Annotated in this window: 18 protein-coding genes; 9 read left to right on the forward strand and 9 right to left on the reverse strand. The window is 59.2% G+C overall.

The window, feature by feature from the left end:
• Positions 1 to 345: 345 nt before the first annotated feature.
• The 4 genes from AC1DVF_RS08290 (at position 346) to AC1DVF_RS08305 (ending at position 9,798) form a co-directional block, all read left to right on the forward strand.
• The gene (locus AC1DVF_RS08290) at positions 346 to 2,178 is read left to right on the forward strand and encodes a hypothetical protein (RefSeq protein WP_477782302.1); all 1,833 of its coding nucleotides are present in this window, start codon (positions 346 to 348) and stop codon (positions 2,176 to 2,178) included.
• Between the two features lie 49 nt (positions 2,179 to 2,227).
• On the forward strand, positions 2,228 to 5,701 hold the full coding sequence (locus AC1DVF_RS08295) for a calcium-binding protein (RefSeq protein ID WP_477782303.1): 3,474 nt from the start codon (positions 2,228 to 2,230) through the stop codon (positions 5,699 to 5,701).
• A 353-nt stretch (positions 5,702 to 6,054) separates the two neighbouring features.
• Positions 6,055 to 7,782 (forward strand): hypothetical protein, encoded by a 1,728-nt coding sequence (locus tag AC1DVF_RS08300; RefSeq protein ID WP_477782304.1) that lies wholly within the window; start codon positions 6,055 to 6,057, stop codon positions 7,780 to 7,782.
• A gap of 48 nt (positions 7,783 to 7,830) precedes the next feature.
• The gene (locus tag AC1DVF_RS08305; protein WP_460130267.1) at positions 7,831 to 9,798 is read left to right on the forward strand and encodes a hypothetical protein; all 1,968 of its coding nucleotides are present in this window, start codon (positions 7,831 to 7,833) and stop codon (positions 9,796 to 9,798) included.
• Positions 9,799 to 9,857: 59 nt separating this feature from the next.
• On the opposite strand, the gene AC1DVF_RS08310 is transcribed toward AC1DVF_RS08305, so the two are convergent.
• From AC1DVF_RS08310 to AC1DVF_RS08330, 5 genes are all read right to left on the reverse strand, one after another.
• Complete coding sequence (locus AC1DVF_RS08310; protein ID WP_460089054.1) at positions 9,858 to 10,418, reverse strand: hypothetical protein; 561 nt, start codon at positions 10,416 to 10,418, stop codon at positions 9,858 to 9,860.
• Positions 10,419 to 10,489: 71 nt separating this feature from the next.
• Entirely contained in the window at positions 10,490 to 10,720 is a 231-nt protein-coding gene (locus AC1DVF_RS08315) for a hypothetical protein (protein ID WP_093434550.1), read from the reverse strand.
• A gap of 114 nt (positions 10,721 to 10,834) precedes the next feature.
• The gene (locus AC1DVF_RS08320; protein ID WP_460130270.1) at positions 10,835 to 11,425 is read right to left on the reverse strand and encodes an LON peptidase substrate-binding domain-containing protein; all 591 of its coding nucleotides are present in this window, start codon (positions 11,423 to 11,425) and stop codon (positions 10,835 to 10,837) included.
• Between the two features lie 10 nt (positions 11,426 to 11,435).
• Positions 11,436 to 12,152 (reverse strand): LrgB family protein, encoded by a 717-nt coding sequence (locus AC1DVF_RS08325; protein WP_053124192.1) that lies wholly within the window; start codon positions 12,150 to 12,152, stop codon positions 11,436 to 11,438.
• On the reverse strand, positions 12,152 to 12,514 hold the full coding sequence (locus AC1DVF_RS08330; RefSeq protein ID WP_093434544.1) for a CidA/LrgA family protein: 363 nt from the start codon (positions 12,512 to 12,514) through the stop codon (positions 12,152 to 12,154). The genes AC1DVF_RS08325 and AC1DVF_RS08330 overlap by 1 nt, the downstream gene beginning before the upstream one ends.
• Positions 12,515 to 12,707: 193 nt before the next feature.
• Between AC1DVF_RS08330 and AC1DVF_RS08335 the strand changes: the two genes are divergently transcribed.
• From AC1DVF_RS08335 to AC1DVF_RS08345, 3 genes are all read left to right on the forward strand, one after another.
• On the forward strand, positions 12,708 to 13,163 hold the full coding sequence (locus AC1DVF_RS08335; protein WP_007909575.1) for a MaoC family dehydratase: 456 nt from the start codon (positions 12,708 to 12,710) through the stop codon (positions 13,161 to 13,163).
• Positions 13,164 to 13,275: 112 nt separating this feature from the next.
• Complete coding sequence (locus AC1DVF_RS08340; RefSeq protein WP_099757277.1) at positions 13,276 to 15,003, forward strand: C13 family peptidase; 1,728 nt, start codon at positions 13,276 to 13,278, stop codon at positions 15,001 to 15,003.
• A gap of 27 nt (positions 15,004 to 15,030) precedes the next feature.
• Entirely contained in the window at positions 15,031 to 15,672 is a 642-nt protein-coding gene (locus AC1DVF_RS08345; RefSeq protein ID WP_093434538.1) for an oxidoreductase, read from the forward strand.
• Between the two features lie 127 nt (positions 15,673 to 15,799).
• Here the strand turns inward: AC1DVF_RS08345 and AC1DVF_RS08350 are convergent, their stop codons facing one another.
• The 4 genes from AC1DVF_RS08350 to AC1DVF_RS08365 all read right to left on the reverse strand — a co-directional run bounded on the left by AC1DVF_RS08350 (position 15,800) and on the right by AC1DVF_RS08365 (position 20,355).
• Entirely contained in the window at positions 15,800 to 16,084 is a 285-nt protein-coding gene (locus AC1DVF_RS08350) for a YceK/YidQ family lipoprotein (RefSeq protein WP_007909569.1), read from the reverse strand.
• Positions 16,077 to 16,724: a flavin prenyltransferase UbiX gene (gene ubiX / locus AC1DVF_RS08355; RefSeq protein ID WP_477782305.1), complete on the reverse strand. Its 648-nt coding sequence runs from the start codon at positions 16,722 to 16,724 to the stop codon at positions 16,077 to 16,079. The genes AC1DVF_RS08350 and ubiX overlap by 8 nt, the downstream gene beginning before the upstream one ends.
• Positions 16,721 to 18,070 carry a UDP-N-acetylmuramate:L-alanyl-gamma-D-glutamyl-meso-diaminopimelate ligase gene (gene mpl, locus AC1DVF_RS08360; RefSeq protein ID WP_007909560.1) on the reverse strand — a complete coding sequence of 450 codons (1,350 nt, stop codon included), beginning with the start codon at positions 18,068 to 18,070 and terminating at the stop codon, positions 16,721 to 16,723. The genes ubiX and mpl overlap by 4 nt, the downstream gene beginning before the upstream one ends.
• A gap of 371 nt (positions 18,071 to 18,441) precedes the next feature.
• Positions 18,442 to 20,355, reverse strand: coding sequence for a sigma-54-dependent Fis family transcriptional regulator (locus tag AC1DVF_RS08365; protein WP_477782306.1), 1,914 nt, complete (start codon positions 20,353 to 20,355; stop codon positions 18,442 to 18,444).
• A gap of 300 nt (positions 20,356 to 20,655) precedes the next feature.
• On the opposite strand from AC1DVF_RS08365, the gene exaC reads away from it, so the two are divergent.
• Together exaC and eat are read left to right on the forward strand one after the other, a co-directional pair.
• On the forward strand, positions 20,656 to 22,176 hold the full coding sequence (gene exaC / locus AC1DVF_RS08370) for an acetaldehyde dehydrogenase ExaC (protein WP_016984137.1): 1,521 nt from the start codon (positions 20,656 to 20,658) through the stop codon (positions 22,174 to 22,176).
• Between the two features lie 280 nt (positions 22,177 to 22,456).
• A complete protein-coding gene (gene eat, locus AC1DVF_RS08375) occupies positions 22,457 to 23,827 on the forward strand; it encodes an ethanolamine permease (RefSeq protein ID WP_194934917.1) in 1,371 nt (456 codons plus the stop codon).
• Positions 23,828 to 23,989: the final 162 nt, after the last annotated feature.

Below are 23,989 nucleotides of genomic sequence, written 5' to 3' on the forward strand. Positions count from 1 at the left end.
AAAAACCGGTTAGATTAAATCCACATATTTGAAACCCTTCGGCACATTCTCACCCATTAAAGTGAGACCGCCTGCACTTGCCTGCCCAACAATCAATTCAACTGACGAAGCGAGGGTTTCAATACATCAACTGATTTCGAGTACGCCATGAGTCCAAAGACACCGCGCAAACCACCCCAGAGCTCAACGCAACAACCTGACGCAAGCACATACCCGCCCCTGCGTACCGAGACACCGTTCACTCCAGGTGGCCCTTCGATTTTCCGGTTACCGGGTTTGCCGAGTGGCCAGAATCCCGTTGACACCGCTGGCGGCCGGCCGGTCGCGGATGGAACCCCGCCTGCCGTGGTCATCCAACCGATGCAGGCGACGAACCCTGCCCGCCTCGCAAACGATAATTCCCCCGACACTTACTGGCTGCGTGACGACTTCCTGCGTGGAATGAAACCGGCGGAGGATGACGGTTTTCGCTGGATCGTCGGACGACAGTTTGTCGACGTCGAATATGAAGGCGACTTGCGCACCACCCATGTCGGCCAGGATGCCGATGGGGTTTATCGCTGCAAGATGGTCACCGAGCGGTCCGCGTCCGGACCGGCGCTGTACCGGAATGAAGGCCGGTTGACCTGGCGCCTGACGGAGCATCCGGCACCCGCCATGGCCTCGACAAAGCGACCTGCGCCGCTACCGGGCGATCAACCGGGGATCGCCCCCGGCGCGAAACGGCCTCGACCTGCCCACCTCGATTCGAATCTGTACAAGGCATCGCTGCGCTCACCGGATGCCCAAGGCTATTACGAACTGGCCCCCGCATTCGGGGCGAACAACGCGATCACGCAATTTGCCTTTATGGACGCTTTTGGTCACTGGATCCCGGTCGATCCGCCCGCAGGCGGATTCGGTGCCCAGCCCACGCTCTTGAAGCATTGGACAGACCATGAGATCTGGCAGGTGTACAACATCCATGGCCAGGATCTCGTGCGTTTTCGCACCGAAGCCCAAGCCAGCGGCAAGAGTCCGCAATGGGCGATTCCCGAAGACACGAACCCGCACCGCGACTTGCTACGCGACACCCTGCGCTGGCTGCACCCAAGCATGAATCCTGCACAGCGCGAAGCATTTCTGCAGTCCTACAATCTGCTGCCCAGCCAACTGGCCCGCTTGCAACAGGACCTGAAGACCGAACTGAAAATGCCGCAATGGGCGCAGGCACACAAACACCTGATCGACGCTCTCGACCATCCGCAGCGCCTCGAGCAACTGAGCCGCGAGGCTGTCGAGGAACTTAACCTCAAGCGTGATGCCCGGCATGACTGGTATAGCCCGGAATCCAGCATGACCGCGCCGGTGCGCGAAGCGCTGCTGGGCAAACTCGGCTATCTGCGCAACAAGAACAATTGTCTGTACCGCACCGACGTGCCGGCGCTGTTCCGTGGCGATGAACGCACACCGTTCGAACTCGCCAATGACGGCTTCATGCTTCCGCGATACCAGCATAAACCGGGCGCCACCACGCATAAGCCGATGAGCGCAACCTTCAGCCTCAAAGAAGGCCTGGTGTACGCAAGGGAGCCTGACCCCGAGTACTTGCGGTTCAACAGCCAGACGAGCAAATACCCGGGGCGGGATGCTGACGATAGCGCCTCGGGCAGCGATGTCAGTGATACCGAGAGCAGCTCATCGTCCGAATGGTCCGACGCCACAAGCCCGGTGCCGTGGGATCGCGATCGCCGCTATGAATCAACACGCACACGTCAGCGGGAAATGTTTCTGTATGTGCTCGACACCCGCGACCTGGAAGTGGTGCCTCATGAAGAAAACATGAGTTTCAATTCAGCGGCCCGCGACACACCCCCCACTTGGTTTCCCTCCGATGACTTCGAAGGGCTGATATCAGTCAGCCGCAGAGGACTGGATGCCGAGCGTATCTGGCTGCTGAATTCGCACCTGAGCAAAGCCGTGAGGATCGATGACCTCAAGGAACAGGCAGGCGCGAACGCCGAGCGCATCGAAGCCGCCACCCATGCCGGACACGAGAACAAATTCGCCTACGACCAGTTGATCGACAACGCCGAAGCAGCCGGCAAACCTGTGCTCAGTCTGTCGGGCAACGGCGACGAATTCGCCTACGCCATCCACTGGCCCGAGTCGACAACGCCGGCGGCTCGGCATCAATGACACACCGGTAGGGACACCGGTCATGCGTTTTCATTAAAGGATTAATGACATGTCAAAACTTATCGCTCCGCCACTTCAAATCGCCAATAGCAGCGTCGTTCAGGTCAATCCCGTCAGCGTCTCGGCCAACCCCCATGCGCCGCCGGCGGGCACGCTCAACGCAGTGTTGCCAGACGACGCTGACGCCCCTTATCGACGCACACTCAAATCTCTCGACAAACATTTCGGCCCCTTGCGCATCGGCGAAATACTCACCAGCCGCGTCGAACTCCTGGCCTTGGGCGCGACCGTGCACGGCCAAGTCATCAGCCCGGCGAATGCCGGCATGCAGCGCGTGGATCAACACTTTCTCGACGGACTTAATTTCGATGCAGACCGGGTGCAGGCGCGTCTGTTGTCCGTCGACAATCCGGACAGCAATGTAGCGGCGATGCTGTTTTATGAAATCGCCTGCAAGCGCTCGGTCGATGCCGGGCCGCTGTTCGTCGCCGATATAACCATTGCCACCGGCAGCGCGGTGGACCGCCTGAACCAGTTGGGCAAGGCTGCGCAAAAACTGGATATTCATCGCGCCGACGCACTGGAAAATGCCCCGGGCTGGATCAGCAAAAACAAAAGCTATTTGATGAGCGGCGCCGGGGTCGGCATGCAGGCGTTCGGCATCTACAGCGGCTACAAGGCGATGATTGATGCGATCAAGCACGGAGACACGCTGGAAGCGGTTTTCCAGGGTGGCTCGATCGCCGCCGAGTTCGGCTCACTGATCATCGAACGCGGGCTGACCAAGACCGGTGAGGCCATGCTCAGAAACGGCGGCAACGCGCTGAAGTATTTCCCGCTGACCTCGGTGGGCAAATACATGAGCCGCGGTGCCGGGATGTTCGCCAGCGCCATCACCTTGCCCTTCGACATTGTCGATGCCATCAAGTCGTTCAATGCCGCCGCCGCGGCGCAGGGCAAAGAGGCCCAGGATCATTACGTCAGCGGCGGTCTTAGCGTCGCCGGGGCGGGTATCAGCCTGGTGCTGGGCGTCGCCGCACTGGCCGGGTTTGGCAGCGTCGCCGGGCCGGTCGGACTGGTCGCCGCCGGACTGCTTATCGCCGCCTCGATGATCTACCAGGCCGCCCGAGTGGTGGACGACATCGATGACTACATCGAACTGACGTTTGAAGAACGCATGCGCTCGGGCTGGTTCGCCTTCACCAACAAGGAACTGGACCAGGACGTACTGGATCGCTTCAAGCTCGCCAAGGGCTATCGGGACCACCAGCGACAACTGCAGTTGTCGGCCAAGGACATGCTGGAGAACGCCTACAAACACACCATCGAACACGTGATCAACGGTGCCTTTCAGGTTGAATTGAAGCCCGTTGAAATCTGGCGCTACCAGTGGGACGAAAGCGCTGGCCAACAACCGTTCAAGCTCGACAACCAGGCCGTGGTTGTCGACGGCGATGACGTGATCGATGCCGGCAAAGGCCTGCCCGCCAACCTCAAAGGCAAAGTGTCGGGCAGTGCCGGTGATGACAAAGGCATTTTCTGGCGCTTGGGTGACGGCAATGACCGGGTTATCGGGGTCCGGGACAAGCCCAATCTGTTCACCTATCGCGCGGATCACAAGGCTTTGACCGGAGGCGACAGGGACGATGCGTTCTATCAGGACATTACCGAGCAGCAATTGAACCTCACCAGCAAACCGGCCCACCTCAATGTGCTGGACGGCGGCGCAGGTGCCGACACCCTGGCCTTCGAAGGCAGCCGCCCGCTCAGCGACACCCGCCATATCGGTCACGACATCAACCTGCACAGTGGCAGGGTGGCGCTGCGCGGTCTTGATCCTGAGGAAAATGCCGTTGACGTCGCGCAGCTCACGTCGATCGAAAACGTCTCGACCCTGCGCAGAGGCACCAGCCGCGTCAGCGGAAACGACGCGGCCAACCGGATTTCCGCCAATGGCTACGACCGCATCAGCGCCGGCGCCGGCGATGACACGATTGCCGTCTACGGAGTGGACTGCCGGGTGGACGGCGGCAGCGGCGCAGATCGTTTTTACATCGCCAGCAGCAACGCCCGCACGACCATCAACGAGGACGCTGAAGCGTCGAGTCTGATCGAGTTCGGCTGGCCGGCGGAGGTCATCCAGCGTTGGCAGATCGTCGGCACTGCGCTGGTGATCAGCTCATTGCGCGGCAAGGATGGTAACGACCCGGAACATGTACTGACACTCGAAAATGTCTACCAGTGGGTCGATGGCAAACGCCTGCTGAACAATGACCGTTTCCGTTTCAAGACCGAGGATGGCTATGAGCTGCTGGTCCAGCTACCCCAGCAGCCAGGTGAGGTGCTGCAGCAGGATATAACCCCCGTCGTTGTCGTCATCGGCCAACCCGCCGCTGCACCGCAAATCGTTAACGGCGGCATGATCGAGATCGCCGAACAGGGCTTGAAGCAGCACTTTGTTGCTCGCACCGAGCGTCCGGTGGAATTCGTTGCCCAGCGCAATACCGCCGAAACGTCCCGCACTGTTTATCTGGAATTCGACAACGCCGAAATAATCGATGTGCAGGTCAGTTATGAGGTGCAGGTGCGCAAAGGCGTCTCTGGGACGACCCACTTGTACTACACAGACTTCACCCTGTCGGTCTCCCTGCCGTCGAAATTGGTCATGTTCAAAGGTGTGGTCCAGCCCATCGCGGCAGCCACCGGTTACAGCGGCAGAAACAACCTGAAAGTCACCACCCCACGCCTGCAGCAGGATGTTGTGCTGGTGCTGCAGGACCAGGTTTCCTACCGCCTGCAAGTTCCCGCACTGGATTATGAAGACGATGTAAAAAACCCCGGCACCCGCGTACGCAGCACGCGAAGTTGCCTCAAGCAACGCAATGGCAACTATCGCTTTGTCAGACCATTGGCCAGCGTGAAACCGCTGATAACGGCAGAACCCAGTCGCATCACCATCGACACCGGTTCGCACACCGGCATCTATGTACTCGATGGCCAGAGCTCGATGTACGATGTCCATCTGGCCAGCAACACCATCATTCGCCTTTCGACGCCAGGCGCTGCAGCGAAAACCGCCGATGCGTCGACCTGGACGCTGTACACCGACAAAATGAAAGAAACGGTCACCCGCGACGACATCCAACTGGACGGCAATCGTCTGCACATCGCCAGCGTCACCGTCGAATTGCCCGATATCGAAGACGACGTCCCGGTGGAATCCATCAGCGTGGCCACTTCGGCCGGCCATATTTATGAAGTGTCGCTGTTGTTTGAAGTGCTGCAGCTTTACGTCATCGATGCACGTGGCTACGCCGATATCGAAGCTCTGTTGGCCGAGATCAATGCCCATCAACAGCGAAACGAACTGGCAGCAAGGGTTCATGTAACCCACGTCGGAATCGACGCCGGAACGATCGGTACGGTGGTTTACAACGCAGTAAGGAAACACTGGGCGCTGGCCAGCGATCCACAGATACGAATCAACCCGCAAGACCTGGTCTTTTCCAACGACAAGACCTGATCCTCGCCACGTGCCCGTATGGACCTGACGTCCACACGGGCACCCGTCCTCCTCAGCCTACGGACAGGCTGACTCGCAAAAAAAGGAGTTTATTCATGCGTCAAAAACCCGGGCTACGGCCTAAATCACCTTCAGTCGAAACGCCCGCCACCTCAACACTGGCCTCCGCAGATCATTCGCCGAGCAGAGCGATAGTTGCAAACCCTGAAAACATTCCGGGGCCTATACCCGTCGAGGCGCCCTCTTCACCCAAGCGAGCTCGTCTGGAGGAACCCGGGACCTCCCAAGCAAAAACCTCACCCATCGAAGTGAGCGTCACATCGAGATCCGCCACAGACAGACAGGACTTTTCGATGACGTCGCTGGAAGATTTCGCCCATCCGTATTTCGGCGATCTGCCAGGTCCGAATGAAGCCGGTATCCGGCGTTATCTCGCCAAGGACTGGGTGGACGTGCGACTGCCAGGCTCAGAAGGCCGACACCACGTTTGTGTTCAATATGATGCCGACCTCAGGGCCTATCGGGCGATATCCTCCTGGCGCCTGGCACCAGGCCCACCCATTTACCGGACCACGCAAGGCCATCTGTGGAGCCTGGATCGGCACCTCACCCTCCTCAACGTCGATGACTACACGTTTTCCGCGACACCGAATGCTGACGGTTACTACACCTTTCGCGCTCTCGAAACGAGCGGCGATGACGCCATCCTCGGCTATGCCATCAAGGATCCGGAGCATCACTGGATTGCCATCGATCCCGCGCAGGCAAAACGCGACAGGAAAGCCGATGCGCCACTTGCGCAATGGTCGGATCAGGACATCCAGCGCATGTACATTCTGGATGACACCCGGATTGCCGCCTTCCGCGCAGAAGCACAAGCGGCCGGTAAGCCACCGGACTGGGCTCTTCGCGCGCAGAACACCGAAGACCATCTGTTTGTCGCTGATTCTTTGAAGTGGCTGCATCCACACATGACCCTTGCCCAGCGCCTGCAATTGCAGCGCAGCTATAACCTGACCCAGAACCAGCTGTGTCGGCTGCGCACAGAGTCGGGCGACGGCCAGATACCGCAATGGGCTGAACAGCACAAACGCCTGACGCTCGATGCGACCAATGAGCAGCGCTTCAAGCTGATCGGCGAGGAGCTGGAAAACTACGTTGAGGAATTACGGAGTCAAGGGCTGGCCCTCGCCCACCATTGGCCCGCCACCCGCTACAGCGACGCCTTTTTGGCCGACTACGCGACCCACCTCGGCTACCAGCGAACCCGCCACGGCATGTTATATCGCACCGACATTCCGGCGATGTTCCGCGGCGAAACCCGATTACCCTTCGAGTTGGCGCGGGATGATCGAATGATGCACCGTAAAGGCAATCCCAAGGGCACCACGAACAAGCGCGCATTGAGTGCAACGTTCGGACTGCATGACGCCACCGCCTACGCGGCGACCAAGGGCGGCTTCTATCACGAGCTGCATTACAACTCGCAGGCCAATCGCTTTCCCGGGGTGAATCCTCAAAGCTCGAAAACACGAACCGGCGAATCCTCCGACTCGGGCAGCAGTTCGGTGTCGGAGGGTAAACGAACCGGCGACGAGACCGACTCTGACAGCTCGTTCGTTTTCGATGATTCGAAAGATTATGTATCCACGCGCCGCCAGCAAACCACGTCATTCGTCTACGCCATTGATACCCGAGGCCTGGAAGTGGTGCCGGGGGCGGAAAACAAGGCATTCAACCCCGCTAACGGCACATTCCTCTTCGACGACCTGGAAGGGCATATCTCCACGCCCACACGCGGCATCAGTGCCGAGCGGATCTGGCTGGTGCGTTCCGACCTGACAAAAGCCGCCCGGGTCAAGGATGTGCTGACACAGGCGGGTGACCGGGTCGCGGCCATCGAGCAGGCCACCTGGGCGGGAACCGACAGTCGTGCTGCCGGGTATTTTGGCGCCAACGCCTATGACAGCCTTATCGATGAAATCGCCGGTTCTGGCGGCGTGATACTGGATCTGCCCAAAGGCGACAAGACGTTCGCCGACGACATTGTCTGGCCGGTACCCGAGCACGACCGGCCCTGACCCTGTTCAGCCATTGGATGGCTGACTCAACCACATGGAGTGACATTTATGCGCCAAAAACCCGGGCCGCTGCGCCCATCCCCCACACCCGAAACGCCCGGCACCTCGACCTCCCGGCCTGTGCCCTACGATCGTCCTGTCGAACTGGATTCCCGTCTACCTGGACGCATCAAACCGGACGGTTCAACCGAATCGCCGGGCATTCACTCCGACAGTCCTCACAGCAGCACCGAGAGAGTCGAGCACGGCATTACGATTACGCAAATGCCCGAAACGCAGACACCTCAACGTCGAGCAGCGACATCACCTCTGGAGCCCTATTTGCAGAATGTCGACGAGTCGTTGAGTCACAATGCCGAAGGATTGAAGGTGTACAAGGGTCGAACATTCGCTGACATCGCCAACGACGACGGGGCAGCCGCCGGACTGACGGTGATGGTGGCGTTTCACGATCTGATCAAAACCTACCGCGCCCGGTTACCCAGTGAGCGGGTGCCATCAGGACCTCCGCTTTATCGCGTGGCCGACAGTAATGTCTGGAGCCTGAACAAGCCGATCGAATACTACGACCCGATGCAATACGCCTCGTCTTATACCGTGGATGCACGGGGATACTACTCAGTTCACGAACACCGGGCGGTGGAGCACGCTGGCCCGTATGGCAAGTGGATTGAGTTCATCGTGGTGAAGCGAGAGGCAGGTTTCGCCTTTATCGATGAGCATCGACGCTTGATTCGGGTTGATCCGGACGAGGCACGGGGCGATACATCTGTCCCGCTCAAACTTGCGCATTGGAGCGATGGTGATATTTGGAGCCTATACCGCCTGAAGGGCGCGCAGGCCCTGGTCTTTCGAATCGAAGCAGAAGCCCTGGGAAAAGCACCAGACTGGGCCACGCGTTTCAACGAGCCGGATACGCGCAAATTTCTCAGCGACTCATCGAGATGGTCTTATCCACAGAAGTCCGAGACGGAACGTGCGCAAATCCTGCGCAGCTACAACTTGAGCATGGCTCAGCAAAACCGACTGCGACAAGACATGGAGCATGGGCGGTTCCCAGAATGGGCCGAACAGCACAAACGCCTGACTCAGAATCTGTCGGACGACAGCCGCTTTGAGCAGATTGCAGAAGAATTGCAGCCTCTTATACTAAGAATGAGAGAGGGAGGCCAGACCCCTTACTTCGACTCGCATCCCGTTGAGCAGCGCTATGAAGAGAGCTTTCTGAAGAGCTATCTGGAACATGCCGGCTACCAGCGCAATCAGCATGACTACCTTTATCGAACGGACATTCCCGCCATGTTCCGCGCCGATTTGCGCACGCCCTTCGAACTGGCTCGGGACAAACGCTTGGTGAAGTTAAGGGGGAATCCCTCCGATTCCACGACCAAATCGGCCTTTAGCGCGACATTCGGTGCGGCCAATGCTTTGAGCTACACGGGATTTGATTACTACTCCAACCCTCGGCACTACAACACTCAGGCGAACCTGTATCCAGGGCATTTTTCTGACAGTGATTCCTCTAGCGGGTATCGACATAATTCGGCTGAAGAATCTGATACATCCTTTGAAATGGATCACTCGCGTGACTATCCATTGCTCCGTCGCAAACAAACATTGGGCTTTGTGTATGTCATCGACACCCGCGGCATTGAAGTGGTCCCGCGAGTCGAAAACATTTATCTGAACGACAAGGATTTTGACGGGGACAAACTGGAAGGCCGGATATCAATGCCCACACGTGGGATCAGTGCAGAGAGGATCTGGTTGGTGAACTCGGACCTGAGCCAAGCGGCAAGAGTCGAGGATATTTTGCGCGAGGCCGGGGACAACGCTGAGGCTATCGAGAAAGCCACATGGGCAGGAGCCGATTTCATGCGGTATGGCGCTACCGAATATGACCAGTTGATCAATCGAATAGCCCACGCCGGTGGCGTTGTGTTGAAGCTGCCCAAAGGTGAAAACAGCTACTCCAACGATGTGACCTGGCCGGTACCCGAGCATTACCGAACCTGAAAAAAGGCGCCATTCATCCAGACATGAATGGCGCCTTTTTATGGAGTAGCGGCTGGGCGCTATTGGATAACCTTGATCACAAATATTGCCGGTTTGTGATTGAAGGCGTTATGCCCCGTCCTGTTAGGATCGACGTCGAGGAATGTGCTCATTCCGCTGCTTATATGGCGATACAAGGGCTTGTCATCAGGTTCGCGGATCAACTCCAGATAGGCAGGACCGGATTCGATATCACTGAAGGAGGCCTTTGAAGCACCAGACTTGCTGATTGAAAAGTATTGCTCTGGCGCACGGGTACTGGCCAACAGATTATGAGTCTTGTCCTCTATGAATAACCGCGCACCATCGAATATTCCCGCGAGCACAAGGCTGATTGCATATACGTCACCCTTTGGGACGAACTTCAACAACAGTGGTGTGTCGTCATCATGGTCAGCCAGCGTTATGAAGCTGGACACGCGCGAATCCGCCAACCCCACTTCGGCATCCAGTTTTTCTGCCTTGGTTATGCGAAGGTCACGCAAAGCCTGTTGCAGACGTAGTTGATTAAGTACCACTGGCCGGCCATCAAGATAAAGATGCGCAGTGAATGTCTGGTTATTTGTTTTTGCTAAAGCCATGGGATTGCCCACCTGTAAACACCCCGCCGTCAATTAGCCACGACGACAGGCAATGCTGAAAAAGGAAATAATCAAACCGCAGTCGCAGTCACTACGCTGGTGGCGGACGCCGACATCCGTGGCACTTCGCCGCCAGGAACTTTTTCAGATTTTCGTTTACGCCGGGCTATTACCATCCGGTCCGCATAAGTGGATGCCGCCTCAATCACGTGGCTAACGTTATGATCCGTCTCGGCATGTTTCAAAATATACTTGCCGGCAATATCATCCCAAAACGCCCATTCATCTTCATAGACAGTCATGCTTTCATCCTTATTTTTATTCAAGTTATCCGCTCCCTGCGGACAACTTGAAATTAAGACAAAGACAAAAGCAAAACAATGCTGGCAGGCGCCATCAGTTAATTCAAAGTGCAACTAGGCGAACAATTCACCTTGTAGTTCGTCGAGCAGCGCCTGAATTGCATCCAGCCGCTGCTGGGGATCATCGAGTTGTAACAGATCGATCTTGTCTTCTTCGGCGAAGGGCAGCAGATAGGCCAACTGATTGGCCAGCGATTGCTGACCCAGCGCTTCAGTGCCCATGTCCAGCGCTTCCACCATCGGGTGCTCGGCCAGTGCCTTGAGCAACGCCACCAGATCAGCATCCTCGTCCTGTAACGGTTGCTCGGGTTCGTCATCCAGCCAGTCGACATCGGCGAGGATCAACTGATCGCGCTGCACCTCGGTACGCAACACCGCGAACCGCCGCCCGCCCTGCACACGAATGCCGAGCAAGCCGTTGTCCTGCTGCTGAAAGTCGGTGATGCGCGCTTCGCAGCCGACCCGAGCAAAACCTTCTGGCGCGACGCCGACTTCGTGGCCATCAAGGATGCACACCACACCGAAACCGCCACCCTGCTTCATGCAGCGGCCGATCATGTCGAGATAGCGCGCCTCGAATATCTGCAAATCGAGGTTGCAGCCGGGAAACAACACGGTGTTCAGCGGGAAAAGCGGCAGACTCATAGACATTTCCTTACACCACCATCGACACCGCCAGCGGCAGGAAGACTGCCGTGGCCACGCCCATCAGACTCATCGCCAGCGCCGCAAACGCGCCGCACTCATCACTTTCCTGCAACGCCACCGACGTGCCGACCGCATGCGCGGTCATGCCCAGCGCCATGCCGCGCGCCTCGGGACTGTGCACGCCGAGGCGGGTCAACAACGCCGGGCCGAAGATCGCACCGATCACCCCGGTGATCAACACGAATACCGCCGCCAGCGCCGCAACGCCACCAATCTGCTCAGCCACCAGCATTGCGATCGGTGAGGTCACCGACTTCGGCGCCATGGTCATCAGAATCATGTGCTCGGCACCGAACCACCAGCCCAGCAACACGCCCATGCCCGTCGCGACCACCCCGCCTATCACCAGCGTAGTAAAAATCGGCCAGAACAATTGGCGAATACGCCGCAGGTTGAGATACAGCGGCACCGCCAGTGCCACGGTCGCCGGGCCAAGCAGAATGCTGAGGATCTCGGTGCTCTTGCGATATTCGGCATAGGTCAGGCCACAGCCGACCAGCACACCGATCACCAACAGCATGGAGACCAGCACCGGTTGCAGAAAGATCCAGCGGGTTTTCTCGAAAGCCGCCAGCACCAGTTGATAGGCGCCGAGGGTGATGCCGATGCCGAACAGCGGATGATGGATAACGGAGGCCCAGGCGCCCTGCCAGTCAAAGAGCATCAGGACTCCTCCGACGTGGGGGCGTGCCGTTTGACCAGGCGTTGCATCAGCACCCCGGCGAAGGCCATCGACAGGATCAACGACAGCACCAACGCACCGACAATCGCCCAGAAATCCGCGGCAATGTCGCTCGCATAAACCATCACGCCCACGGCCGGGGGCACCAGCAGCAATGGCAGATAGCGCAGCAGGCTGCCAGCAGCGAGGTTCAGCGGCTCCCCCACTTCACCGCGAACGATCAGGAAGACCAGCAACAGCAGCAGACCGATGATCGGCCCCGGCAGCACTGGCAAGAGCAAATGATTGAGCGCCGTGCCGAGCAATTGGAACAGCACCAGCAGGGTCAGGCCACGTAGCAACATCCGACATCTCCGTCTTACTTTTCACCCAGCAGGGGCTCGGCATTATAAGCACGCCTGCGCTATGGATCGGCATTCGCCAAAAGCATGGTCGATTGACCGGAGCAAATCGCCATGATGATCTACAGTGGTTCGCAGGGCGGTCAAATCCCCCACCTGAAAAACTATAAAACCGATGAACCCAAGGAGAGTCTCAATGCCCTATGTTCCCGTTGCAGAGCTCAAAGATTATGTCGGCAAGGAACTCGGACGTTCCGAATGGCTCACCATCGATCAGGAACGCATCAACCTGTTCGCCGAAGCCACCGGTGATTATCAGTTCATTCACGTCGACCCGGTCAAAGCCGCGCAAACGCCATTTGGCAGCACCATTGCCCACGGTTTCCTGTCGTTGTCGCTGATCCCGAAATTGATGGAAGACATCCTGATTCTGCCGCAAGGCGTGAAGATGGTGGTCAATTACGGGCTGGACAGCGTGCGTTTCATCCAGCCAGTGAAGGTCAATTCCAAGGTCCGCCTCAAGGTCGATCTGGGCGAAGTGACCGAGAAAAAACCGGGCCAGTGGCTGCTCAAGGCCACCGCGACACTGGAGATAGAAGGCTCGGACAAACCGGCCTATATCGCCGAACCACTGTCGCTCTGCTTCGTCTGATGGTTCTGGATGCGAAGCAGCGCACGCTGTTTCGCGTCAACACTGTTTTTACCGGCTGCATTAGGTCACATAGCTGCGGCATACTCGGTCGCCTAATTGCCCGGATCCCGCTATGCGCTCACTCGCTCGTCTTGCACCCCTTGCCTTGACCCTGATGCTCACCGCGTGCGGCGACGGCGAATCGCTGCTGCCCCCGGATGCGCGCCTGCCCGACGGTGGACGCTATCGTGGTGAACTGGTCGATGGCTTGCTGCAAGGTCAGGGCCGCGTCGACTACCCCAACGGCAGCTGGTATGCCGGGCAGTTCGATAAGGGTCAGTGGCATGGTCAGGGCGAATGGCATGGCAGCAACGGCGAGGTCTATCGCGGACAGTTTCAGCAAGGCCTGTTCGACGGCCAAGGCAGCCTGACCACCAACGCCAGTAGTTACACCGGCGGCTTCAAACAGGGACGCCGCGAAGGCGAAGGCACCCTGAAAGAAAACGCCATGACCTACCGTGGCGAGTTCAAGGCCGATCAATATTCCGGGCTCGGCCGTCTGGAAATGGACGACGGCAGCTCCTATCAAGGCCAGTTCGCCCACGGCAAGCCCAACGGCGAGGGCCAGCGCGGCGATGCCAGCGGTAACTCGTTCAGCGGGCATTTCGTCAACGGTCAGCTGGAAGGCAAAGGCACCTTCAACAGCGCGGACGGCGATATCTACGTCGGCGGCTTCAAGAACAATCAACTGCACGGCAAAGGTCGCTACGAAAACGCCGACGGCGATGTCTGGCTCGGCCAGTTCAAGGAAGGCGCGCTGACCGGCAAGGGCGAACTGATCGGCGCCGACGGTAGCCATTACATCGGCACGTTCAGCGACTGGCGCTTCAGCGGTCAGGGCCGCTTGAACCTGTCCGATGGCAGCTTTTACATCGGCGGCTTCGACAACGACAGTTACTCCGGACGCGGCACCCTGGTGCTCACCGATGGCAGTGTGATGAGCGGCACCTGGGTCAATGGCCAGCGCGTGCGCGACGCCGACGGCAAGTTATTGCCCGATACGCTCGAACTCGGCTTGCTCGCTCAGGGCCGCCTGCTTGATGACGCGTTGGCCGCCATTCCCGCGTCGACCCCGGCGGTCGAGTTGTACACGTTGACCCTCGGCGGCGACGGCAAACAAAGCGTATTCCTGCGCGAATCCGACTACGTCGCCAACATGCTCAACACGCGCTTTGGCGCTTATGGCCAGGTCCGTCTGGTCAACCACCGTGACCACCTCGGCGACCGGCCGATGGCCACCCGCGAGAACCTGCGTCGTGCCGCGCAAACGCTGGCCGAACGCAGCGGCCCGGAAGATCTGCTGTTCATCTACCTGACCAGCCACGGCACCGCCGAGCATGAGTTGGTGCTCGACCAGCCGCGCATGGAACTGGCCGACCTGCCCGCCGATGAACTCGCCGCTGTACTGGCGCCGCTGAAAAATCGCGACAAGATCATCGTGATTTCGTCGTGCTACTCCGGCGGCTTTATCCCGGCGCTGAAAGACGAACGCACGCTGATCATGACCGCCTCGCGCGCGGATCGGGTGTCCTTCGGCTGCTCGGAAGAAGCCAACTTCACCTACTTCGGCGATGCACTGTTCGCCCAGGCGCTGAACCAGACCGATGATCTGGAGCAAGCCTTCAAACTGGCCAAGGCCACCGTCGCCGAGCGTGAACTGGCGGATAATTTCGAAGCGTCGGAGCCGCAGATCTGGGCGCCGAAAACCGTGCTGTCGCACTGGCAACTGCTGCGCAAACAGCAAGCCAGAAAAGCATTGCAGAGTGCTGCATTGAACGACGGAGCGACAAAGAGCAACTAAGCTGAACAGTATCAAGGGAGAGACACTATGTACTTGACGCCTCAGCACGTATTGCTTGCCGGAGCCACCGGTTTGACCGGTGAACATCTACTCGACCGTTTGCTCAACGAGCCGACGATTTCTCGCGTGCTCGCCCCTTCCCGTCGCCCCTTGGCCGAACATCCGCATCTTGAAAACCCGGTGGGCGATCCGCAGGTGTTTCTGCCGCAACTCAGTGGCCGCGTCGACATCGCCTATTGCTGCCTCGGCACCACCATCAAACAGGCCGGCTCTGAAGCAGCGTTTCGCGCGGTGGATCTGGACATGGTGGTGGCGTTCGCCAAACGCGCGCGGGAGATGGGCGCGCGGCATCTGATCGTGATCAGCGCAATTGGCGCGGATCCGAAATCGTCGGTTTTCTACAATCGGGTCAAAGGCGAAATGGAGCAGGCCTTGCGTGCGCAGGACTGGCCGCAATTGACCATTTGCCGGCCTTCGCTGTTGTTGGGTGAACGGACCGAACCACGTCTGGCCGAGCAACTGGCCGCGCCGTTGTCAAAGCTGATTCCGGGTAAATACCGGGGCATCGAAGCGTGCCAATTGGCGCGGGCGATGTGGCGGTTGGCGCTGGAAGAGCAGGATGGGGTGCGGGTGATCGAGTCGGATGAGCTGCGCAAGCTGGGCAAATAATCTTCCGCCGCATGATCGTTCCCACGCTCTGCGTGGGAACGCAGCCACGGACGCTCTGCGTCCCAAAGCGTGACGCAGAGCGTCACCGGAGGCGTTACCACGCAGAGCGTGGGAACGATCTGTCTAACTACAAGCCGCCCGTTGCCTGAAAACTCACGCCAATCACCGTGAGCAGTGACAACGGCAGCAACAACGTATCGAGTAATGCACTCGCCGGCAGATCCACCCCCGGATAGCTCGGCGCTTCAGCCCCGAACCGATCCATCGCGCAACACCCGCCATTCAATGCATACAAGTCCAGCCGCGTCCCGGAATACACCACCGGCGCGCCCGGTTTGGCGGCGTCGAGAGTGCGCGCAGTGGCGCAACCGGTCAGTTGCAGCGCCAGCAAAATCGCCAGCAGCTTATTCATCGCTGCTCAGATGATGCTCACCCCAACGTGGCAGCATGTCCTGGGGAATGCCGAGCAGATTGAGAATCCGCGCAACAACGAAATCGATCAGGTCATCGATGGTCTGCGGCTGATGATAGAAACCCGGTGAGGCCGGCAGAATTGTCACACCCATGTTCGACAGCTTGAGCATGTGCTCCAGATGAATACTCGAATAGGGCGCTTCGCGCGGCACCAGAATCAATTGGCGACGCTCTTTCAAAGTGACATCAGCCGCACGCTCGATCAGGTTGTTGCAAGCGCCCGTGGCAATTGCCGATAGCGTGCCCGTGGAGCACGGCACCACGACCATCGCCGCCGGCGCGCCAGAGCCCGAAGCCACCGGCGACATCCAGTCTTCCTTGCCGTACACGCGGATCTGCCCGGCGGCAGCCCCGGTGTATTCGGTCAGGAAGGCCTGCATCATTTGCGGCTTGGGCGGCAGCGTCACATCGGTCTCGGTGGCCATCACCAGTTGCGCAGCCTTGGAGATCAGGAAGTGCACCTCGCGATCTTCCCGCACCAGGCAATCGAGCAGGCGCAAGCCGTATTGCGCGCCAGACGCGCCGGTCATCGCCAGCGTGATGCGTTCGGGGCCATTGCTCTCAAAATGAGTGTTCATTGCAGCGCCTCGGCGAGTTTGCCGTGCAGGCCGCCGAAGCCGCCGTTACTCATGATCACCACATGCGTGCCCGGCTGCGCCTGGCTCTTCACGCGCTCGATGATGCCTTCCAGCGAGTCGCTGACGATCGACGGCACGGTGCACAACGCGGCGGTGCCGGCCAGGTCCCAGCCTAGGTTGGCCGGGGCGTACCAGATCACCTGATCGGCATCGACCACGCTGTCCGGCAAACCATCACGGTGCGCGCCGAGTTTCATCGAGTTGGAGCGCGGTTCGATGATCGCGATAAGAGGCGCGTCGCCGATGCGTTTGCGCAGGCCGTCGAGGGTGGTGGCAATGGCAGTCGGGTGGTGGGCGAAGTCGTCATAGATGGTAATGCCGCGTACTTCAGCGACCTTCTCCATGCGGCGTTTGACGTTCTTGAACGCGCTCAGGCCAGCGATGCCCATCGACGGCACCACGCCCACATGACGCGCAGCCGCCAAAGCAGCCAAGGCGTTGGCGACGTTGTGCTGACCGGTCAGCTCCCATTCGACGGTGCCTTGCGACACGCCTTCGAACATCACTTCAAACGCCGAACCGTCTTCGCTGAGCAGTTTGACCTGCCATTGGCCGCCGGCACCGGTGGTCTGCACCGGGGTCCAGCAGCCCATTTCGATCACCCGTTGCAAGGCCGGCTCGGTGGTCGGATGGATGACCAGGCCTTCGCTCGGGATGGTCCGCACCAAGTGGTGGAATTGCCGCTCGATCGCTGGCAGATCCGGGAAGATGTCAGCGTGATCGAACTCAAGGTTATTGAGGATCGCTGTGCGCGGACGGTAGTGGACGAATTTCGAGCGCTTGTCGAAGAAGGCGCTGTCGTACTCGTCGGCCTCGATCACAAAGAACGGCGTACCGCCTAAACGCGCCGACACCGAGAAGTTCTGCGGCACGCCACCGATCAGGAAGCCCGGGCTCATGCCGGCGTGTTCCAGGACCCAGGCGAGCATGCTGCTGGTGGTGGTCTTGCCATGCGTACCGGCAACCGCCAATACCCAGCGACCTTGCAGTACATGGTCAGCCAGCCATTGCGGGCCGGACACGTAAGGCAGGCCTTTGTTCAGGACATATTCCACCGCCGGATTGCCGCGGGACATGGCGTTGCCGATTACCACCAGATCCGGTGCCGGATCAAGTTGCGCTGGATCGTAGCCCTGCGTCAGTTGAATGCCCTGGGCTTCCAGCTGCGTGCTCATCGGCGGATAGACGTTGGCGTCGGAACCGGTCACGTGATGGCCCAGCTCTTTGGCCAAGACTGCCATCGAGCCCATGAAAGTCCCGCAGATACCCAGAATATGAATGTGCATAGTCGACCTCGTAAAACATGGCCGCAGGTTAGCGTAGGGAGGGGGAAATCGCACTCTTTAGGTGAGGGGCGGGGTGGATGGGCCGTAACATCTCGACTCGACTGCAGACTGCCGCCCTCACCCCAGCCCTCTCCCAGAGGGAGAGGGAGCCGATCTGCGTCGTTTTCAAATCCTGAGTTAGGTTCGATATTTCAGGTCGGCGTAGATCAGTAGATCTGGACTCGGCCAGTCCACTTTTCGCCGGGCGAGGGAGCCGATCTCGGTGGCTTTCAAATCCTGAGTTCGGCTCAATATTTCAGGTCGGCGTAGATCATTAGACCGACTCGGTCAGTCCCCTCTCCCTCCGGGAGAGGGCTAGGGTGAGGGCCTTACTAACTGACCCGCCGCTCAATCCCATGCTTACGTAGCTTCCTGTAAAGAGTGTTGCGGCTGACACCCAGTTGCTGAGCCGTTTGGGTCATGTGCCAGCGGGTTTGCTCCAGCGTATTGAGCAGAGCCAACCGTTCGGCGTCTTCCAGCGGATGATCGGACTCCTTAACCGCTAATACTGCCGGACTCCCCTGCCGAATCATCACCGGTAAATCCTCAACACCGATCCGCCCTTCATCACACAACGCCGCCAGCGTACGCAGCACATTGCGCAACTGCCGCACATTCCCCGGCCACTTGAAGGCCAGCAAAGCCTGTCGCGCCGGCTCTTCGATCAGGATCACTTCAGCGCCCGCCTCTTCAGCCAGCAGAAAATCCAGCAACTGCGATTTATCACTGCGCTCGCGCAAAGCCGGCAACGCCACTTCCAGGCCGTTCAGCCGATAATACAAATCCTCGCGGAAGCTGCCGTCCGCAACCCGATCCAGCAGATGGCGGTGGGTGGCGCTGATGATCCGCACGTTGACCGCTTCCGGCTCGCCGCCAATCGGTACCACCTGCCGATCCTCAAGCACCCGCAACAGCCGAGTCTGCAAGGCCAGTGGCATATCGCCGATTTCATCGAGGAACAACGTGCCGCCATCAGCCTGTTGCAACTTGCCACGCATGCCGTCCTTGCGCGCACCGGTGAAGCTGCCGCCGCGATAGCCGAACAGTTCGCTCTCGATCAGGCTCTCGGGGATGGCCGCACAATTAAGGGCAACAAAAGCTTTGCTCGAGCGTTGACTGGCCTGATGCACGGCCTTGGCGAAGGCTTCTTTGCCGGAGCCGGTTTCGCCGTTGATCAACAGAGGTACGTCGCGCTCGAAGACGCGCAAGGCTTTTCGGAAGTCAGCCTGCAATGCCTCATCACCGAGACAGATACCCGACAAGCGCGGTGCCTCAGCCACCACCGGCGTCGATAGCATCGGTACAGGTTTGCGCGATTCCCCGCGCAACACAGCAAACAAATGTCGCCCGTCACGGGTGCGCAGTGGCCAACTGGCACTGGCATTGGCACTCGCGCGGCCCAGCAATTCATCCAGTGAACAATCGAAAAACGCCTCGACCGGTTTACCCAGCAAGCCGCCGCGAATATGCCCGAGCAAGTTCAGCGCACTCTGATTGACCGCACTGACCCGCCCTTCGCCGTCAAACGCCAACAAGCCTTCGCTGAACAGCCCGACCGATTCGGCCTGCAAATGAAAACGCAACAACCATTGGTTATCGAAACAGCGCAGGAAGTAGCAACTCTCGATCATCTTCGCCGAGAGGTTGACCAGCGCCATGGTGTGAAACTGGCTCTGCCGCGAGACATCGTGACGCGCCGAAGACACGTCGAGCACCGCCAACAATTCACCGTGCGGGTCGAACACCGGGCTCGCCGAACAGGTCAGGCCGGTGTGACGGCCGCGGAAGTGTTCGTCCTGATGGATGGTCAGGGCCTGACGCTCGACCAGGCAGGTGCCGATGCCGTTGGTGCCTTCGCAGGCCTCGCTCCAGTCAGCACCAAGCCAGAGCCCGGCGCGTTCGAAGATCTTGCGTTCGGCCGGCGCGGTGACGCAGTTGAGGATCACCCCGCGCGCGTCGGTCAGCAGCACCGCGTGGCCAGCGCCGGAGAGTTGTTGATGCAGGCTGCTCATTTCATTGCCGGCGATCTGCAGCACTTGTTGCAGGCGTTCGCGGCTTTCCAGTACGCGCCCGTGTTCAAGCACGGTCGGCGCCATGCTCAGCGCCGGGTCGAGATGATAGTCCTCAAGACAGCGCAGCCATGAACGGGCAATCGACGGATCGGCGCCGGGCCCGTGCAGGTGCGGTTTGCCCTGGGTCACGGTGAGAACCTGTTGGGCATGGCGACTCAAATGATTGTCGTGCATTTCTTATTGTTCTCCCCGAGGCTCGACGGCCAATGCTGAGGTGATGCCCAGCATCCTCCAGCCATCGACGCATTGCAATGCTGGCAAGACTGTCCAGTCACTGGCTGTGCCAAAAGCGGCACAAACTGTCACCCCCTCAGTACCGAAACTGTCACAGGTGCCATCCACCCGTCCGACAAAAACCTGCCAACCCCTTGATTTACCTGCCCTGCACGGCAGTGGCCCGACCTTTGCTCTACGCTTATAGCAAGCGCACTTGCGCGTTTCTCTAATAAGTACAAAGCCAAGGAGAACATCATCATGCGTTACGCTCACCCCGGTACTGAAGGCGCCAAAGTCTCGTTCAAAGCCAAGTACGGTAACTACATCGGCGGCGAGTTTGTCGCGCCTGTCAAAGGTCAGTACTTCACTAATACCTCGCCAGTGAATGGCCAACCGATTGCCGAATTTCCCCGTTCCACTGCCGAAGACATCGACAAGGCACTGGACGCCGCCCACGCCGCTGCCGACGCATGGGGCGCGACCTCCGTGCAGGCGCGCTCGCTGATCCTGCTGAAAATCGCCGACCGCATCGAACAGAATCTCGAACTGCTGGCGATCACCGAAACCTGGGACAACGGCAAAGCCATTCGCGAAACCCTCAACGCCGACATCCCGCTGGCCGCTGACCATTTCCGCTACTTCGCTGGCTGCCTGCGCGCCCAGGAAGGCAGCGCTGCCGAAATCGACGGCAACACCGTGGCCTATCACATTCACGAACCGCTGGGCGTGGTCGGCCAGATCATCCCGTGGAACTTCCCGATCCTGATGGCCGCGTGGAAACTCGCGCCAGCGTTGGCCGCCGGCAACTGCGTGGTGCTCAAACCGGCCGAGCAAACCCCGCTGGGCATTACCGTGTTGCTGGAACTGATCGGTGATCTGCTGCCGCCGGGCGTGCTGAACATTGTTCAAGGCTATGGCAAAGAAGCCGGCGAAGCGCTGGCCACCAGCAAACGCATCGCCAAGATCGCCTTCACCGGCTCGACCCCGGTCGGCTCGCACATCATGAAGTGCGCCGCCGAAAACATCATTCCGTCGACCGTGGAACTGGGCGGCAAGTCGCCGAACATCTTCTTCGAAGACATCATGCAGGCCGAGCCGACCTTCATTGAGAAAGCCGCTGAAGGTCTGGTGCTGGCGTTCTTCAACCAGGGCGAGGTCTGCACCTGCCCATCGCGCGCGCTGGTACAGGAATCGATCTACGACGAGTTCATGGCTGTCGTGATGAAGAAAGTCCTGCAAATCAAACGCGGTGATCCGCTGGACACCGACACCATGGTCGGCGCGCAGGCGTCCGAGCAGCAATTCGACAAAATCCTTTCGTACCTTGAAATCGCCAAGGGCGAAGGCGCCGAGTTGCTGACTGGCGGCAAGGTGGAAAAACTCGAAGGCAATCTGTCGACCGGCTATTACATCCAGCCGACCCTGCTCAAGGGCACCAATAAAATGCGCGTGTTCCAGGAAGAAATCTTCGGCCCGGTGGTGAGCATCACCACGTTCAAGGACGAAGCCGAAGCTCTGGCGATCGCCAACGACACCGAGTTCGGCCTCGGCGCCGGTCTGTGGACTCGCGACATCAACCGCGCCTACCGTATGGGCCGGGCGATCAAGGCCGGCCGCGTATGGACCAACTGCTACCACCTGTACCCGGCACACGCCGCGTTCGGCGGGTACAAGAAGTCCGGCGTCGGCCGTGAAACCCACAAGATGATGCTCGATCACTATCAGCAGACGAAAAACCTGCTGGTGAGCTACGACATCAATCCGTTGGGCTTCTTCTAAAAACCCGGGGCAACACTGATGTTTCAGTGTTGCCCTATCGACCGCTATCGCGAGCAGGCTCACTCCTACAATTGCACCGTATTCCTCCTGTAGGAGTGAGCCTGCTCGCGATTGGCGTCCTCAATGACACAACACAAGGCCTGGCCGCTCTGGCACGGCCCTTGCGTACCCGTCATTCAGGTTTCGCACTAAAACTGCCGCTGCGTGAACAGCACTCATCCACCCAACTACTGCACCCGAAAGTCCAACAGATCGAACAATAAAAAAACAGAGAGGACTTATGACTTCCACCACACAGCTCAAACCCACACTCGGCACCCTGCATCTGTGGGGCATTGCCGTCGGCCTGGTGATTTCCGGCGAATACTTCGGCTGGAGTTACGGCTGGGGCACCGCGGGCACCCTCGGATTTCTGGTCACGGCGCTGATGGTCGCGACCATGTACACCTGCTTCATCTTCAGCTTTACCGAATTGACCACCGCCATCCCACACGCCGGGGGGCCGTTTGCCTACAGCCGTCGGGCGTTCGGCGAAAAAGGCGGATTGATCGCAGGCATCGCCACGCTGATCGAGTTCGTCTTCGCGCCACCGGCGATTGCCATGGCCATCGGCGCTTACCTGAATGTGCAATATCCGGAACTTGATCCGAAGATCGCCGCCGTCGGCGCGTATTTCGTCTTCATGACCCTGAACATCCTTGGTGTCAGCATCGCTGCGACTTTCGAACTGGTGGTCACCGTGCTCGCCGTCGCCGAATTGCTGGTGTTCATGGGCGTAGTCGCACCAGGCTTCAGCTTCAGCAATTTCGTGCTCAATGGCTGGTCGGGCGCCAACGAATTCACCTTGGGCTCGATTCCGGGGATCTTTGCGGCGATACCCTTTGCGATCTGGTTCTTCCTCGCCATCGAAGGTGCAGCCATGGCGGCCGAAGAGGCGAAAGACCCGAAACGCACGATTCCCAAGGCCTATGTCAGCGGCATTCTGACCCTGGTGTTCCTCGCCATCGGTGTGATGGTCATGGCTGGCGGTGTCGGCGACTGGCGCCAACTGTCGAACATCAACGATCCGCTGCCGCAAGCGATGAAAGCCGTGGTCGGTAATAACTCGTCGTGGATGCACATGCTGGTGTGGATCGGTCTGTTCGGGCTGGTGGCGAGTTTCCACGGGATCATCCTCGGCTACTCGCGGCAGTTCTTCGCCCTCGCCCGTGCCGGTTATCTTCCCAAAGGTCTGGCCAAGCTGTCGCGCTTCCAGACGCCGCATCGGGCGATTCTGGCTGGTGGCGTGATCGGCATCGCGGCGATTTACAGCGACGGCCTGGTCAATCTGCAAGGCATGACCCTGACGGCGGCGATGATCACCATGTCGGTATTCGGGGCGATCGTGATGTACATCATCAGCATGCTCAGCCTGTTCAGACTGCGTAAGACCGAACCGAATCTGGAGCGCACCTTCCGCGCCCCGGGCTATCCAGTGGTACCGGCGATTGCGCTGTTTCTGGCGGTCGTGTGCCTGGTGGCGATGGCGTGGTTCAACACGCTGATCGGTTGTGTGTTCCTCGGTTTCATGGCTGCCGGTTACCTGTATTTCCAGCTGACCGCCAAGCAGCGCTCCGAAGCGCCGGCAGACGCTATGCTCGAAGGTATCTAGTTGCACCGGCACCGGGCCTTTCGCCCGGTGCCCGCTATATAGAAGTGCATGAAAATCCAATGTGGGAGCGAGCCTGCTCGCGAAAGCGGAGTATCAGTCGACAATTGTTTTGAATGTCGGTCCGCTTTCGCGAGCAAGCTCGCTCCCACAGGGGACTGAGTT

The sequence above is a fragment of the Pseudomonas sp. P4_D7 genome, assembly GCF_056401755.1.

Excerpts from the sequence above, each read along its gene's own strand:
- AC1DVF_RS08320 (WP_460130270.1), bottom strand. The coding sequence starts at position 11,425 with ATGAGTCTGCCGCTTTTCCCGCTGAACACCGTGTTGTTTCCCGGCTGC.
- AC1DVF_RS08325 (WP_053124192.1), bottom strand. The coding sequence starts at position 12,152 with ATGCTCTTTGACTGGCAGGGCGCCTGGGCCTCCGTTATCCATCATCCG.
- AC1DVF_RS08345 (WP_093434538.1), top strand. The coding sequence starts at position 15,031 with ATGTACTTGACGCCTCAGCACGTATTGCTTGCCGGAGCCACCGGTTTG.
- AC1DVF_RS08365 (WP_477782306.1), bottom strand. The coding sequence starts at position 20,355 with ATGCACGACAATCATTTGAGTCGCCATGCCCAACAGGTTCTCACCGTG.
- AC1DVF_RS08335 (WP_007909575.1), top strand. The coding sequence starts at position 12,708 with ATGCCCTATGTTCCCGTTGCAGAGCTCAAAGATTATGTCGGCAAGGAA.
- mpl (WP_007909560.1), bottom strand. The coding sequence starts at position 18,070 with ATGCACATTCATATTCTGGGTATCTGCGGGACTTTCATGGGCTCGATG.
- AC1DVF_RS08350 (WP_007909569.1), bottom strand. The coding sequence starts at position 16,084 with ATGAATAAGCTGCTGGCGATTTTGCTGGCGCTGCAACTGACCGGTTGC.
- ubiX (WP_477782305.1), bottom strand. The coding sequence starts at position 16,724 with ATGAACACTCATTTTGAGAGCAATGGCCCCGAACGCATCACGCTGGCG.
- eat (WP_194934917.1), top strand. The coding sequence starts at position 22,457 with ATGACTTCCACCACACAGCTCAAACCCACACTCGGCACCCTGCATCTG.
- AC1DVF_RS08305 (WP_460130267.1), top strand. The coding sequence starts at position 7,831 with ATGCGCCAAAAACCCGGGCCGCTGCGCCCATCCCCCACACCCGAAACG.
- AC1DVF_RS08310 (WP_460089054.1), bottom strand. The coding sequence starts at position 10,418 with ATGGCTTTAGCAAAAACAAATAACCAGACATTCACTGCGCATCTTTAT.
- AC1DVF_RS08300 (WP_477782304.1), top strand. The coding sequence starts at position 6,055 with ATGACGTCGCTGGAAGATTTCGCCCATCCGTATTTCGGCGATCTGCCA.
- AC1DVF_RS08315 (WP_093434550.1), bottom strand. The coding sequence starts at position 10,720 with ATGACTGTCTATGAAGATGAATGGGCGTTTTGGGATGATATTGCCGGC.
- AC1DVF_RS08340 (WP_099757277.1), top strand. The coding sequence starts at position 13,276 with ATGCGCTCACTCGCTCGTCTTGCACCCCTTGCCTTGACCCTGATGCTC.
- AC1DVF_RS08330 (WP_093434544.1), bottom strand. The coding sequence starts at position 12,514 with ATGTTGCTACGTGGCCTGACCCTGCTGGTGCTGTTCCAATTGCTCGGC.
- exaC (WP_016984137.1), top strand. The coding sequence starts at position 20,656 with ATGCGTTACGCTCACCCCGGTACTGAAGGCGCCAAAGTCTCGTTCAAA.
- AC1DVF_RS08295 (WP_477782303.1), top strand. The coding sequence starts at position 2,228 with ATGTCAAAACTTATCGCTCCGCCACTTCAAATCGCCAATAGCAGCGTC.